At 73.1% G+C, this 13,150-nt stretch carries 15 protein-coding genes; 10 read left to right on the top strand and 5 right to left on the bottom strand.

From position 1 onward, the window contains the following. Nucleotides 1-239: (2Fe-2S)-binding protein (locus ABYE80_RS09110; RefSeq protein ID WP_372789961.1), on the top strand; the 239-nt coding region annotated here is incomplete at its 5' end. 16 nt (nt 240-255) lie between these two features. Here ABYE80_RS09110 and ABYE80_RS09105 read toward each other — a convergent pair. Genes ABYE80_RS09105 through ABYE80_RS09095 form a run of 3 tightly spaced genes read right to left on the bottom strand, consistent with a single transcriptional unit; the run spans nt 256 to nt 2,386 of the window. Further along, nucleotides 256-774, bottom strand: coding sequence for a GNAT family N-acetyltransferase (locus tag ABYE80_RS09105; protein ID WP_372789960.1), 519 nt, complete (start codon nt 772-774; stop codon nt 256-258). Then, nucleotides 771-1,490 (bottom strand): endonuclease III, encoded by a 720-nt coding sequence (nth, locus tag ABYE80_RS09100; protein WP_372789959.1) that lies wholly within the window; start codon nt 1,488-1,490, stop codon nt 771-773. Before nth ends, ABYE80_RS09105 begins: the two co-directional genes overlap by 4 nt. Continuing rightward, nucleotides 1,487-2,386 carry a carbohydrate kinase family protein gene (locus tag ABYE80_RS09095; protein ID WP_372789958.1) on the bottom strand — a complete coding sequence of 300 codons (900 nt, stop codon included), beginning with the start codon at nt 2,384-2,386 and terminating at the stop codon, nt 1,487-1,489. Before ABYE80_RS09095 ends, nth begins: the two co-directional genes overlap by 4 nt. Before the next feature lie 38 nt (nt 2,387-2,424). On the opposite strand from ABYE80_RS09095, the gene ABYE80_RS09090 reads away from it, so the two are divergent. The 8 genes from ABYE80_RS09090 to ABYE80_RS09055 all read left to right on the top strand — a co-directional run bounded on the left by ABYE80_RS09090 (nt 2,425) and on the right by ABYE80_RS09055 (nt 11,028). After that, nucleotides 2,425-3,255, top strand: coding sequence for an alpha/beta fold hydrolase (locus tag ABYE80_RS09090; protein ID WP_372789957.1), 831 nt, complete (start codon nt 2,425-2,427; stop codon nt 3,253-3,255). Then, a complete protein-coding gene (locus ABYE80_RS09085; protein ID WP_372789956.1) occupies nt 3,252-4,817 on the top strand; it encodes a hypothetical protein in 1,566 nt (521 codons plus the stop codon). The genes ABYE80_RS09090 and ABYE80_RS09085 overlap by 4 nt, the downstream gene beginning before the upstream one ends. A 106-nt stretch (nt 4,818-4,923) precedes the next feature. Next, on the top strand, nt 4,924-5,709 hold the full coding sequence (locus ABYE80_RS09080; protein WP_372789955.1) for a phosphatase PAP2 family protein: 786 nt from the start codon (nt 4,924-4,926) through the stop codon (nt 5,707-5,709). Between the two features lie 58 nt (nt 5,710-5,767). Then, the gene (locus ABYE80_RS09075) at nt 5,768-6,373 is read left to right on the top strand and encodes a CDP-alcohol phosphatidyltransferase family protein (RefSeq protein ID WP_372789954.1); all 606 of its coding nucleotides are present in this window, start codon (nt 5,768-5,770) and stop codon (nt 6,371-6,373) included. A 208-nt stretch (nt 6,374-6,581) separates the two neighbouring features. Beyond that, nucleotides 6,582-7,781, top strand: coding sequence for an inositol-3-phosphate synthase (locus tag ABYE80_RS09070; protein ID WP_372789962.1), 1,200 nt, complete (start codon nt 6,582-6,584; stop codon nt 7,779-7,781). A gap of 134 nt (nt 7,782-7,915) precedes the next feature. Further along, nucleotides 7,916-9,844, top strand: coding sequence for a PHP domain-containing protein (locus ABYE80_RS09065; protein WP_372789953.1), 1,929 nt, complete (start codon nt 7,916-7,918; stop codon nt 9,842-9,844). Nucleotides 9,845-9,891: 47 nt separating this feature from the next. Next, nucleotides 9,892-10,497 (top strand): uracil-DNA glycosylase family protein, encoded by a 606-nt coding sequence (locus tag ABYE80_RS09060; RefSeq protein WP_372789952.1) that lies wholly within the window; start codon nt 9,892-9,894, stop codon nt 10,495-10,497. A gap of 3 nt (nt 10,498-10,500) precedes the next feature. Continuing rightward, the gene (locus ABYE80_RS09055; protein WP_372789951.1) at nt 10,501-11,028 is read left to right on the top strand and encodes a hypothetical protein; all 528 of its coding nucleotides are present in this window, start codon (nt 10,501-10,503) and stop codon (nt 11,026-11,028) included. Between the two features lie 19 nt (nt 11,029-11,047). On the opposite strand, the gene ABYE80_RS09050 is transcribed toward ABYE80_RS09055, so the two are convergent. Then, nucleotides 11,048-11,989 carry an NAD(P)H-quinone oxidoreductase gene (locus ABYE80_RS09050; protein ID WP_372789950.1) on the bottom strand — a complete coding sequence of 314 codons (942 nt, stop codon included), beginning with the start codon at nt 11,987-11,989 and terminating at the stop codon, nt 11,048-11,050. 82 nt (nt 11,990-12,071) lie between these two features. On the opposite strand from ABYE80_RS09050, the gene ABYE80_RS09045 reads away from it, so the two are divergent. Next, complete coding sequence (locus ABYE80_RS09045; protein ID WP_372789949.1) at nt 12,072-12,791, top strand: YceH family protein; 720 nt, start codon at nt 12,072-12,074, stop codon at nt 12,789-12,791. On the opposite strand, the gene ABYE80_RS09040 is transcribed toward ABYE80_RS09045, so the two are convergent. Next, the coding region (locus tag ABYE80_RS09040; protein WP_372789948.1) for a TetR/AcrR family transcriptional regulator C-terminal domain-containing protein at nt 12,788-13,150 on the bottom strand (363 nt) is incomplete at its 5' end. The genes ABYE80_RS09045 and ABYE80_RS09040 overlap by 4 nt on opposite strands.

Genomic DNA, 13,150 nt, shown 5'->3' with positions numbered 1-13,150 from the left:
TCACCGCGAACGCGCAGGCGCTCGACGGGACGACCGACCCGGCCATGAACGTGTGCTCGTGCCAGGGAGTCACCCACGGCGAGATCGAGCACGCGATCCGCGACCGCGGACTCACGACCGTCGAGCAGGTCGCCGAGCACACGCGCGCCTCCACCGGCTGCGGCGGCTGCCGGCCCGACGTGGCGGCGATCGTCGCGCGGATGCGCCGGGACGCGCCGGACGTGGCGCTGGCGCGCTGAGCGGGGAGGCGACGCGCTAGACGTCCGCGACCAGAGCGTCGAACGGCCGCAGGCCCCGCGCGAGGTAGTTGGGCAGCGCGGCCGGGCCGTCGAGGCGGCGCGTGTGCACCCAGACGCGCCGCGTGCCGTCGGGGTGCAGCCGCCAGGCCTGCTCCAGGGCCGCGGTCAGCAGCCAGCCTCCCAGGCCCTGGCCGTGGAACCGGGGCAGCAGGCCGAAGATCGTGATCTCCACCGTGCTGCGCGGCTGCACCTGCAGCTCGAAGAACCCGGCGTGCGCGGCGTCGCCGCCGTCGCTCTCGTCCCCGGCGATCGCGACCCAGGTCTCCACGCCGGCCGTCCAGTCCCGCCACTGCCGCTCGGACCAGACGAGGCGGTCGGTCCATCCGTACTCCTCGCCCACGCCGGAGTACAAGCGGCGGCTGAGGGCGAAGTCCGCGGGATCGACGCGCTCGAGCCGCGCCGGCAGCCGCGGCGGGCCCGCCGCGCGGAGGACGTCGGGCGAGCGCATCTCCAGCGAGGTCTGGACGTCGATCACGCGACACCCACCCTGCGGCACGAGCGGCGCAGTGCGCAGCGGTCGCACGCGGGACGCTGCGCGTGGCAGGTCCTGCGGCCGTGGCGCAGCAGGTTCATGTGCAGCTCCAGGGCGGCCCCGCGCGGTGTCAGGGCGTTCATGGCGTCGTGCTGCTCGGGGTCGAGTCCGGCGCCGGGTCGCAGCAGGCCCAATCGGGTCGCGACGCGGGAGACGTGGGTGTCGACCGGCACGTCGTCCCGCCCGTACGAGAACAGCAGCACGCAGGCGGTGGTCTTGCGACCGACCCCGGGCAGGGCGCACAGCGCCTCCCGGCAGCCCTCCAGCGGAGCGTCGCGCATCCACGAGAGGTCGAGGTCCTCCGGCAGGGCGCGCAGCATCTCGACGATGCGCCGGGACTTCTGGACGTGCAGGCCACCGGGCCGGATCGCGTCCTGCACCTGCGCGACGTCGGCGTCGCGGACCGCCGCCCACGAGGGGAACCGCTCGCGCAGTCGCAGGAACGCGACGTCGCGGTTGCGGTCGTTGGTCGACTGCGAGAGCACGGTGAGCACGAGCTCGGCCAGCGGATCCCCGTGGGGCGGCTGGACCGGGACGCCGTAGAGCGCGGCGAGCGTGCGCCGGATGCCACGGACCCGGCTCCGCGTCGGCGCGACCCAGTCGGACCGGGGCACCGCCTCGACGGCGACCGGCCGCGGCGCCGCCGGCGCCGGGCTCACCCCCGCGCGCCCCAGTGCTCGGTCGAGCGCGCCGCGGCCTCGACCGCCGCGGGCAGCGCGGCCGCGAGCGAGGCGGGGTAGAACCGGGTGGAGTCCAGCGCGGCGATGAGCGCCCCGATCAGCAGGTCGCCCGCGCCGGTCGTGTCGACCGGTGTGACCGGAACGCCGGGGACGTCCAGCTTGAGACCGCCACCCCGCAGGATCGCGCCGTCCGCCCCGAGCGTGATGACGACGTGCTGCGCGCCCCCCGCCAGCAGGCCCGCGGCGGCCGCGGCCGGGTCGGACTCCCCGGTCAGCAGCCGCGCCTCCTCGCGGTTGCACTTGACCAGGAACGATTCCTTGACGCAGGCGCGCGCCTCCGCGACGCCGGCCCCGGGCGTCGGCCAGCGGTGTAGGCGCAGGTTCGGGTCGAAGATCACCGGGATGTTCAGCGCGAGCGCCTGGTCGCGCGCGCTGACCGTCAGCTCGCGCTCGGCCTCGCCCACGAGCGTGTTGGAGCCGAAGAACAGCGCGTCCGCCTGCTCGACCGCCTCGAGGAGCCGCGGCCCGACCGCCTCGATCGCCGTCCCGATGCCCTCGCCCTGGATCAGGAACGACGGCTGCGCGTCCTCGTCGACGGTGACGAACGCGATCGGCGTCTGCTGACCGGGCACGAGACGGAACCAGTCCAGACCGACCCCCGCGTCCTCGAGCCGGGAGCGCAGCCAGCGGCCCCAGGCGTCGTCGCCCGCCCCGCCCGCCAGGTCGACCTTCGCCCCCCGCCGCGCCGCGGCGACCGCGACGTTCGCGGTGGCGCCTCCGAAGTGGGGGACGAACGCGGGCGCGTCCGCGATCCCGGAGACCGGGGTCTCGCACACGAGATCGACGAGCGCCTCGCCGAGGCAGAGCGTGGCCATGCGCAGCAGTCTGACAACCGCGGCTATCCTCCGCGCGTATGGCGGTGACGACGGAGGCGGTGCTGCGGACCGAGGAGCTCGACGGTCAGCCCGCCGCATGGCGCGAGGCTCCGGTCCCCGACGGGCAGATCCCGACCCTCTACGTCCACGGCGTCCCGACGAACAGCGACCTGTGGATCCCGTTCCTGGAGCGCACCGGAGGCATCGCACCCGACCTGCCCGGCTTCGGGCGCAGCGGCAAGCGCGGCGACCTGGACTACACGATGGAGGGCTACGACCGCTGGATCGAGCGCTTCCTCGCGTGGCGGGACATCGACCGGTTCAACCTCGTGGTGCAGGACTGGGGCGGCGTCGCCCTCCTGACCGCCCAGCGCTTCCCGGAGCGGGTCGGGCGCCTCGTGGTGTTCAACGCGGTCCCGCTGCTGCCCGGCTACCGCTGGCACCGGATCGCGCGGGCCTGGCGCACGAGGGGACTCGGCGAGTTCGCCGTCGGCCTGCTGAACCGCTTCGTGCTCAAGCAGGCCTCGCGGGAGTCCAACGCCACGAAGGGCCCGATGCCGGCGCCGTTCCTGGACCTCGTCGCCGACCACATGGACCAGGGGACGCAGCGCGCGATCCTGCGCCTGTACCGCACCTCTCCGCCGGAGAAGCTCGCAGCGGCCGGCGCGGGCCTGAAGGACGTCGACTGCCCGGCGCTCGTGCTCTGGGGCCAGGAGGACCCGTACATCCCCGCGCGCTTCGGTCCGGCGTACGCCGACGCGCTGGGCAACGCCGACCACGTGCCGGTACCGGGCGCAGGACACTGGCCGTGGTACGACCGGCCCGACCTCATCGACACGGTCGTGGACTTCCTGCACGGGGACGCGTGACGCTCCTGCAGCACCGCCGCGCGCCCTGGGTGGCCGCGGCGGCGTTGGCGCTGCTGTACGTCATCGTCTCCCCCGCGGCGGGAGACCTGCCGGCCCAGACGTACCGCACGTGGCTGTTCGAGCACGAGGGCCCGTCGCTGTACGACACCGCGTGGTACGGCGGTCATCACATGCCCGGCTACAGCCTGGCCTACCCGCCCCTCGCCGCCCTGATCGGCGTGCAGGTCGCGGGCGCCCTCGGGGCGATCGCCTCCGCGTGGTTCTTCGCCCGGATCGCGGAGGAGCTCGTCGGGGACGACGCGTGGCTCGGGTCCCTGTGGTTCGGGATCGCGACCGCATCCACCCTGCTGGCCGGCCGGCTGACCTTCGCGCTGGGCACCGCCACGGCGCTCGCCGCCGTGTGGCTCGCGCTCCACGGGCGTCACCGCTCCTCGTGGGCCGCGGCGATGCTGACCGCGGTGTCGAGCCCGGTGGCGGCGCTGTTCCTGGCGATGGTCGCGGCGGCCTGGTGGTTGCACGAGCGACGCAGCCCGCTCCTCGTGCTGGCGATCGTCGCCACCGCTCCGGTCCTCGCGATGGCGATCGTCTTCCCGGAGGGCGGATCGCAGCCGATGCTGACGGGGACGTTCATCCGCACGCTGATCATGGCCCTGGCCATCCTCGCCGTGGTCCCGCGGGACCTCCCGGTCCTCCGCATCACGGCCGCGCTCTACGTGGTCGCGATCGTCGCCAGCTACGCCCTCGACACCCCGATGGGCAGCAACGTGACGCGGCTCGGGACCCTCGCGGCCGGCCCCGTCCTCGCCTGCGTGCTCCTTCCCCGCTGGTCGGCGCGGGTGCTCGTGCTGCTGGCGCTGCCGTTCCTGCAGTGGCAGTGGGAGGCGCCCGTCTACGACGCCTACCGGGCCCACGGCGATCCGCTCGTGGAGCGGGCGGCGTACACCGACGTCCTGCGGTTCCTCGACGAGCGCCGGGAGGCCGAGGGGCCGTTCCGTGTGGAGGTGCCCTTCACGCGCAACCACGTCGACGCCGACCTGGTCGCCCGCCGGCACCCGATCGCCAGGGGGTGGCAGCGCCAGCTCGACCTGCGGCGCAACCCCGTGTTCTACGAAGGCACCCTCACGCCGGAGCGGTACCGCGCGTGGCTCGAGGAGCAGGCGGTGCGGTACGTGGCGCTCCCCCGCGGCAAGCTCGACACGAGCGCGATCACCGAGGCCTGGCTGCTGCGGACCGGAAAGGTGCGCGGCCTGACCGAGGTCTACTCCCGGGGACGCTGGCGGGTGTGGCGCGTCGACGGTCCGGGCACGCGACGCCTGGCGGACAGCGCGCGCGTGACGGCGCTGGACCACGACACGGTGACCCTCGAGGTCCCCGCGTCCGGGACCGTGCTCCTGCGCTTTCGCTTCACGCCCTACTGGCGGGTGAGCACCGGGAACGCCTGCGTGTCGAAGGCTCCGGGCGCGCAGGAGTGGACCTCTCTGCGCGTCACACGGCCGGGTCGCGTGCGACTGGTGACGACGTTCAGTCTCGCGCGGATCGGCGCGACCGGCGAGCGCTGCTGAGGGGCGAGCACGGCCCGTGCCGATCGGCGACACGCCGTCCGGAGGCCCCGCACGGCGGCCGTAGGCCTTTCGCCGCGCAGTCGCGGCGGGTAGACTGCTTGCCCTCGTGCTGGCCCGTCTCGCTGATCTGCGGGCGCGTCTGTTCCCTCGTGGCGTCTTCGACGTCGCGATCCAGATAGCGCTCTTCTTCGCCATGTACTACGCGTACAGGATGCTTCGCGGGGCCATCGACGACCCGGCCGGAGCGGCCGTCGCCTTCCAGAACGCCCGCAACCTGATCGACATCGAGCGCTCCCTGGGCCTCTTCGTCGAGCCCAGCATCCAGGCGTGGGCGGCGAGCAAGACCGCGATCATCGACGGCGCGAGCATCATCTACATCAACGCCCAGACCTCGGTGACGGTCGGCGCGCTCGTGTACCTCTACCTGCGCCACAACTCGCACTTCTACTTCGTGCGGAACATGTTCTTCGTCGCGTTCCTGTGCGCGATCGTCGGCTACGTCCTGTACCCGACCGCGCCACCGCGGTTCTTCCCCGAGTGGGGCTTCTTCGACGCCGTCGAGCGCCTGAGCGGCATCGACAGCGCCGATCCGTCGCTGGTGAACTCGCTGTACAACCCGTACGCGGCGGTCCCGTCGATGCACGTCTGCTTCGCCCTGATGATCGGCATCCCGCTCGCGAAGCTCGTCAAGCCGCGCGCCCTGAAGGTCTTCTGGGGCACCTACCCCGTGCTCGTCACCTTCGTGATCGTGGTGACCGGCAACCACTTCCTCGCCGACGCCGTCCTCGGCGCCCTGGCCGCCGGAATCGCCGCCTACTCCGCCAAGCACATGGCACGTGCGCGCCCCGCCCACTGGTCCTGGCGCGCGACCTCGCCGGCGACGGCCGGGTGACACCGCCCCCCGGGCGCAGCCGGCATCCGGCGCCGTTTTCCGTACCCTTCCCCCCGCCATGAGCACGCCGACACAGCGCGGTCAGCGCCGCGAGATGATGCGCAACGCGCTCATCGAATCGCGCCTGACCCCCAACGCGATCTCGCTCACCGGGCTCGCCCTCCACTTCGTCGCGGCGGCGCTCCTGTGGGAGCGGCACTTCGTCGCCGGCGGCATCGCGTTCATCATCGGGTCGATCTGCGACACCCTGGACGGGCGGTACTCGCGGATGTCCGGCAAGGGCACCCCGTTCGGCGCGTTCCTGGACTCCACGCTCGACCGCATCGAGGAGGCGATCATCCTCACGGTGGTCGCCCGGTACTTCGCGCAGACCGGCGACGACGCGGCCGTCGTGGCGTGCATGGTCGCGGTCGCCGGCTCGCTGCTCGTGAGCTACACCCGGGCGCGCGCCGAGGCGCTGGGCGTCGAGTGCAAGGTCGGCTTCGCGAACCGCGCGGTGCGCGTGGTGATCCTCTCGGTCGGCCTGCTGTTCGCCACCGGTCCCGGCGACCTCGAGCTGCTCGCACCGTCGGTCTACGTGCTCGCCGGCCTGTCGCTGATCACCACCCTCCAGCGCATCTGGCACGTGCGCTCGCAGCTCATCGCCGCGGGCCCCACGCCGTAACGTCGTCACCAACCTGTAACCGCGCGCGCACGGCCGGGGTACGAAGGGTCCAGGAGCGGACCTCCCCGGTCCGCCGGGACGTCCCGTCCCACCCCCTTCTCTCGAATCAAGGATCCACTTCACCGTGAGCACCACCGGCAACGGCAACGGCAGCGCGCTCGCCAGCGCGGCGGCCACCAACGGCAGCGGTCGCTACCAGCACGACAAGGTGCGGGTCGCGATCGTCGGCATCGGCAACTGCGCCAACAGCTTCGTGCAGGGCCTGTACCACTACGCGGACGCCGACGCCTCGACCGAGGTCCCCGGCCTCATGCACACCGACCTCGGCGGGTACCACGTCGGGGACGTCGAGGTCGTCGCCGCGTTCGACATCAACGCCACCAAGGTCGGCAAGGACCTCGGCCAGGCGATCTGGGCCGCGCCGAACAACACGATGAAGTTCACGAACAAGGTCCCCAAGAAGACCGGCGTGACCGTGCACCGCGGCATGACGCTCGACGGCATCGGCAAGTACCCGGCCACGATCATCAAGAAGGCCAAGGGCGAGACCGCCGACATCGTCAGCATCCTGCGCGAGACGAAGACCGACGTGGTCGTCTCCTACCTCCCGGTCGGCTCCGAGGACGCCACCAAGTGGTACGTCGAGCAGGTCCTCGAGGCCGGCTGTGGCTTCGTCAACTGCATCCCCGTCTTCATCGCCTCCGAGCCGTACTGGAACAACCGGTTCAAGAAGGCCGGCCTCCCGATCGTCGGCGACGACATCAAGTCGCAGGTCGGCGCGACCATCGTGCACCGCACGCTCGCCCGCCTGTTCCACGAGCGCGGCGTGAAGATGCTGCGCACCTCGCAGCTCAACGTGGGCGGCAACATGGACTTCTTCAACATGCTCGAGCGCGAGCGCCTGGAGTCCAAGAAGATCTCCAAGACGCAGGCCGTGACCTCGATCATGGGGACCACGCTGCCGGCCGACGACGTCTACATCGGCCCGTCGGACTACGTGCCGTGGCTGACCGACCGCAAGTGGGCCCACATCCGCATGGAGGGCCAGGCGTTCGGCGACGTGCCGCTCAACGTGGAGATGAAGCTCGAGGTCTGGGACTCGCCGAACTCGGCGGGCGTGATCATCGACGCGGTGCGCTGCTGCAAGCTCGCCCTCAACCACGGGCTCGGCGGCCAGGTCGACGGCCCGTCGTCGTACCTCATGAAGTCGCCGATGAACCAGCGCCCCGACGACCAGGCGCGCGAGGACACCGAGAAGTTCATCGCCAAGTACGCCGGCAAGAAGAGCCCGGGCACCCGCCCCAAGGGCCGTGCCGCCGCGGCCAAGACCGCCGCGAAGAAGCCTGCCGCGAAGAAGCCGGCGGCCAAGAAGGCGGCTGCCCGCAAGACGGCCGCGCCCAAGGCGTAGCCGCGCGACATACCCACCGTGGGACGGAAGGCCCGCCGGCGACGGCGGGCCTTCCGCGTTCCGGAGGCCCGATGCGCTCGGAGCGACCGCGACCGTCGTCCGCCTCACGTGACGAGGGGTCTATCGTTCCAAGGGTGACCAGGTTGACCGTCGCCCACGTGACCCCGTACGCGTGGGACCCGTCGCCTCAGGCGCCCGGCGCGGCCGGCGAGGTCAACCGCGCGGTCGCGCGCACCACGCACCGGCTCGCCGAGCGGGGTCATCGCGTCCTCATCGTCGCTCCGTCCACGTCCACGGCCGCCGTGCGGGCGACGCGGCGAGCGGTCCGGCAGGGCGTCGACCCGTTCGACCCGGACGGTGGGGTGGCCCTCCTGCAGGTCGGCGAGGTGCTGCCGCCCCCGGGCACGGTGCGGCGCGTGGCCGGGCTCCCCGTCGACGTCACGCGCACCGTGGAGGAACTGCTGGGGCACGTGGCGCTCGACATCTGCCACGTCCACGAGCCCTTCGGCCCGTCGGTCTCGAGCACCGCCCTGCGCTACTCGCGTGCCCTCAACGTCGGCACCTTCCACGCACCGAGCGAGCGGCTCGTCGCCACGCAGGTGACGAAGAAGCTCACCGAGCTCATCCTCGGCCGGCTCGACGCCCGGCTGGCGAGCTTCCAGGCGACCGCGGACCTGATGGCCCGCCACTTCCCCGGCACGTACCGCGTGGTCGCGCCCGGCGCGGACCCTGCCCCCGCCGGGGCCACCCCCCGTGCGACGTACGCGGGGGCCCCGGTCCGGCTCCTGTTCGTCGACGAGGAGGAGCGCGGCGCGCTGCGCCTCTTCCTCCGTGCGCTCCGCCGCCTCGACACCGGCCCCACCGCGCCCCCGTGGGAGGCCGTCGTGGTGAGCGCCCGTGGCCCGTCCTCATCGACGCCGCTGCGCCACGAGCTCCGCGAGCGGGTCCGCTTCGCCGCCGGGGACGCCGTGGATGCCGAGATGGCCGGTGCCCACGTGCTCGTCTGTGCCAGCGACGGTGGTGCCCCGGCCCCCGGCCTGCTCCTGCGCGGTCTCGCGGCGGGCGTCGTGCCGGTCGCCAGCCGCCTCCCCGGGTACGAGGAGCAGGCCGAGGACGGCAAGGGACTGCTGTTCGAGCCACGCGACGTCGACACGCTCTCCGCGCAGCTGGACCGGCTCATCGCCGACCCTGCCCTGCTCGAGCGCCTGCGCAGCGCCGCGAGCCCGATGCGGGCGGCCGCCGGCTGGGACCGGGTGACCGACGACCTCGAGGAGGTCTACGCCTCCCTCGTCGCCCGACGCCACGACCCGGCGGGCGACCCGGAGGTGCGCCGGCGGCTGAAGGGCCGCCCGCTGATCGACGTCGACCTGCACATGCACACCGATCACTCGCACGACTGCGCGACCCCGGTCGAGGTGCTGCTCGCGACCGCCCGCGACCAGGGCCTCGGGGCGATCGCGGTGACCGACCACAACGAGATCTCGGGGGCGCTGGAGGCGGCGAAGAAGGCCGCCCAGTACGGCGTGAAGGTGATCGTCGGCGAGGAGGTGAAGACCGCCAACCAGGGCGAGGTGATCGGGCTCTTCATCACCGAGAAGATCCCCCGCGGGCTGACGCTCGAGGAGACGGTCGCCGAGATCCGTCGCCAGGGCGGCCTCGTGTACGTGCCGCACCCGTTCGATCGCATGCACGCGGTGCCCGACTACGAGCACCTGCTGAAGATCATCGACGACGTCGACGCGATCGAGGTCTACAACCCGCGGGTGGCGATCGGCTCCTTCAACGAGGAGGCCGCGCGCTTCGCCGCGAAGTACCGCCTGGTCGCGGGCGCGGGCTCCGACTCCCACGTCGCCCAGGGCCTCGGCTCGGTCCGGATCCGGATGCGGGACTTCGACGGCCCGCAGGAGTTCCTGGAGTCCCTGCGGGACGCCGAGATCCACACCAAGCCGGGCACGCTGCTGTACGTCCAGGCGCTGAAGTTCCTGGAGACGAAGGCGACGCCCCCCGCGGCACGCAAGGCCCGGCGAGCCCGTCGCATCGAGCGCGCGACACGCAAGTCGTGATGCAGGGCGAGGACGCGGGGCCGCAGCCGTCGAACATCACGGGGCCGATGCCTGTGACCGACGACGAGATCCGGGAGAAGTACCTGGAGCGCGCGATCCGTGAGCTGAACACGCTCACGCGCGACCTCCAGGAGTGCTCCCACTGCCCCCGCGGGAGCCTGATGCCGGTGCTCGGCTCCGGCCATCCCCAAGCCGACGTGCTGCTCCTGAAGTACGCGCCGACCGCCGCGGAGATCGACGAGGGCGTGGCGTTCTACGGCCGGGTCGGCACCGCGCTGATGAAGAGCCTCGAGCGCCTGCGGATCGATCCGCTGGTCGTCTACGGGACCCTGTGCGTGAAGTGCCCGGTGAGCGACACCTCGCTGGCCGACCCTGGGTGCGTCGCCCGCGTCGTGGAGGAGCTGGCGATCGTGCAGCCGCGGATCGTCGTCGTGATGGGCGAGGAGGCGCTCGCCGTGCTCAACGACCTCGACGTGCCCCTCGCGCGTCCCGTCGTGGCGGAGCCGGGACGGGTGCAGGAGCTGACGCCCTCGATCGATGCCCTGTACACGCCGGACATCGACGGCGCCCTCGACGAGGAAGCGGCCAAGCGGGCGTTCTGGTCGGCGTTCCGCGTGCTCGGCGACTGGTACGCCGACCTCCCTCCCTACTGACCCATGGACGCGGGCGCCGTCGCGGTCGCGCTGACCGTGGCCGTAGCGGTCGTCGTGTGCGTGCCGCTGGGTGACGTCCGCTGGTCGCTCGTGCTCGTGCTGGCCGCGGCGGGGCTCGGCTTCGCCGCCGCGCGGGCGACGGACGCCGACGTCGTGGCCGACGGCCTGGCCGTGGCGCTCGCGGCCGGAGGGGGGATCGTCTTCGCGCGCGTGTTCGACGAGGCCGGCCTGGCCCTCGGCGTCGCGCTGCTGGGCCTGGGTCTCGGCCTCGCAGGCCTCGGGGCCGGGGCCACGGCGGGCGGGCAGGTGGACCCGATCGGGGCCGCCTACCTCGCCGCCTTCGCGACCTGGACGCGGAACCACGTCGGCCGGCGGCGGGACGCCGTCATCCCGCTGCTCGTGATCGCGATGCCCGTGGCCGTCGCCGTCGGCACGGCGACCGACACGGGGCCGCCCGTCGTCGTGGCGCTGTCCGTCGCGTTCCTGGCCGGCGGTGGGGACCGGCTGGTCGCCGCCCTGCGCTCCGGCTGAGGACGGCGGCCGCGGCGCGCTACATCGTGAGGACGATCTTGCCCAGCTTGCCGCCCGCGGCGAACCGCTCGTAGGCGTCGTGCACGCGATCCAGCGGGAACGTCTCGGCGACGGGGACCCGCACGGCGCCTCCCTGCAGCAACGGCAGGACCGAGCGCTCCATGGCGCGGGCGGTGGCGGCCTTCTCCTCCAGCGGTCGGGCGCGCAACGTGGAGGCGCGGATCGTGCCGCGCTTGGCCATCAGGGCGAGCAGGTTGAGCTCCGACTTGCCCCCGGCGCCGACGCCGATCACGACGATGCGGCCACCGGTGTTCAGCGCCTTGACGTCGTCCGGCAGGTTCGGCCCACCGACCAGTTCGAGGATGACGTCGAACGGGCCGTGCTCGGCGAAGCCCTCGGGCGCGATGACCTCGGCCGCTCCCAGCGCGCCGACCCCGTCGCGCAGGCTCGCGTTGCGCACGGTCGCGGTGACCCGGGCTCCTGCCGCGGCACCCAGCTGCACGGCCGCCGTGCCGACGCCTCCGGCTGCCCCGTGGACGAGCAGGCGCTCGCCGGCGACGAGACCGCACTGCGTGAACACCGCGTCGTGAGCGGTGGTGAACACCTCGGGAACGCCGCCCGCCTCCTCCCAGCCCAGGCCGTCCGGGACGGGCATCAGCTGGCGCTCGTGGACGACGCACAGCTCGCCCTGACCGCCCCCGCCGACGATGGCCATGACGCGGTCGCCGACCGCGAACCGCTGCACGCCCGCACCGAGCGCCGCGACCTCGCCCGCGAGCTCGAGCCCCGGGATGTCCGGGGGCGACCCGGGAGGGGCCGGGTAGAAGCCCTTGCGCTGCAGCAGGTCCGCTCCGTTCAGTCCAGCCGCCTTCACGCGGACCAGGACCTCACCGGCCCCGGCGACCGGATCGGGGTGCTCTTCGACGCCGACGGCGCCGTCACGGATGGTGGCTGCTCGCATCGGCGAACCGTAACGGGCGGGGCGTGCCGCGCATCGCGCGAGCCTCCGCCGGCGTCCCCGGAGGGGTCGATACGCTCCAGCCGTGGACCCCGATGCCGCCGAGCTGCGCGTCCTGGGCTGCCTCATCGAGAAGCAGCGCACGACGCCGGATCAGTACCCGCTCAGCCTCAACGCGTTGCGGCTGGCCTGCAACCAGTCGACCAACCGCGACCCCGTCGTCGACTACGACGAGCACACGGTCCGCGAGGCCGCACAGCGCCTCGGGCGGCGGCGCTGGTCCCGCCTGGCCAGCGGCCAGGGGTCGCGGACCGCGAAGTACCGGCACCTCCTCGACGAGGCCCTCGGCATCGGCGGCGACGAGCTCGCCGTGCTGGCCGTCCTGATGCTGCGCGGCCCGCAGACGCCGGGCGAGCTCAAGGCCCGTACGGAGCGCCTGCACCGCTTCGCCGATCTCGCGGAGCTGCAGTTCACGGTCGAGAAGCTGGTCGGCCGGGGGCACGTGGTGCGACTCGACCGGCGTCCCGGCCAGAAGGAGGAGCGCTACGCGCAGGTGCTCGGGGGCGACGGCGACGTCGAGCACGGGGCGCGAGCCGACCAACCCCCAGGGGCGTCGGCACCCGCCGCAACCGCCCCGGAGCCCTCCGCACCCATCGGCCCGGCGGAGCCGGACGTCCGACCATTCTCGGCCGACCCCGCCGACCGGCGCATCGAGGGCCTCGAAGCCGACGTCAGTGCCCTCCGTGAGGAACTCGCGGCGGTACGCGCAGAGCTGCGGGCACTGCGCGAGGAGCTCGGCGCCTAGTCGCGCCTCCCGGCGAGCGTGGCGACGCCGTCGAGCAGCCGTTCCAGCCCGAACGCGTATGCGTGATCGGGATCTGATGCGGCACCGTGCGCCTCTCCGGCCGCCGTGCCGACGCGCGACGCGAGCGGGAAGCGCCGCGGGTCCAGCACACGACGCAGGAGCGGAGCGTTGGCCGCCCACCACGCGTCGTCGCTCACCCCGGTTCGGGCCGCCGCGACCGTGGCCTGGGCCTCGATCGCGTTCGTCCGGACGAAGCCCAGGACGAGCGCCAGGATCGCGTCGAGCTCGATGTCGCCGAGGCCCGTGCCTGCGACGGCAGCGAGCTCGTACTCGTACTTCGCCATCTGTCCCGGCCCGAG

Origin of the sequence: Paraconexibacter sp. (assembly GCF_041602235.1) — a bacterium.
Taxonomy (GTDB): domain Bacteria; phylum Actinomycetota; class Thermoleophilia; order Solirubrobacterales; family Solirubrobacteraceae; genus Paraconexibacter.
This window is presented reverse-complemented; position numbering and strand designations above follow the sequence as displayed.

Bases quoted from the DNA above. Each gene is read 5' to 3' on its own strand.
- ABYE80_RS09095 (WP_372789958.1), bottom strand. From the start codon at position 2,386: ATGGCCACGCTCTGCCTCGGCGAGGCGCTCGTCGATCTCGTGTGCGAG.
- ABYE80_RS09060 (WP_372789952.1), top strand. From the start codon at position 9,892: ATGCCTGTGACCGACGACGAGATCCGGGAGAAGTACCTGGAGCGCGCG.
- ABYE80_RS09075 (WP_372789954.1), top strand. From the start codon at position 5,768: ATGAGCACGCCGACACAGCGCGGTCAGCGCCGCGAGATGATGCGCAAC.
- ABYE80_RS09090 (WP_372789957.1), top strand. From the start codon at position 2,425: ATGGCGGTGACGACGGAGGCGGTGCTGCGGACCGAGGAGCTCGACGGT.
- ABYE80_RS09055 (WP_372789951.1), top strand. From the start codon at position 10,501: ATGGACGCGGGCGCCGTCGCGGTCGCGCTGACCGTGGCCGTAGCGGTC.
- ABYE80_RS09050 (WP_372789950.1), bottom strand. From the start codon at position 11,989: ATGCGAGCAGCCACCATCCGTGACGGCGCCGTCGGCGTCGAAGAGCAC.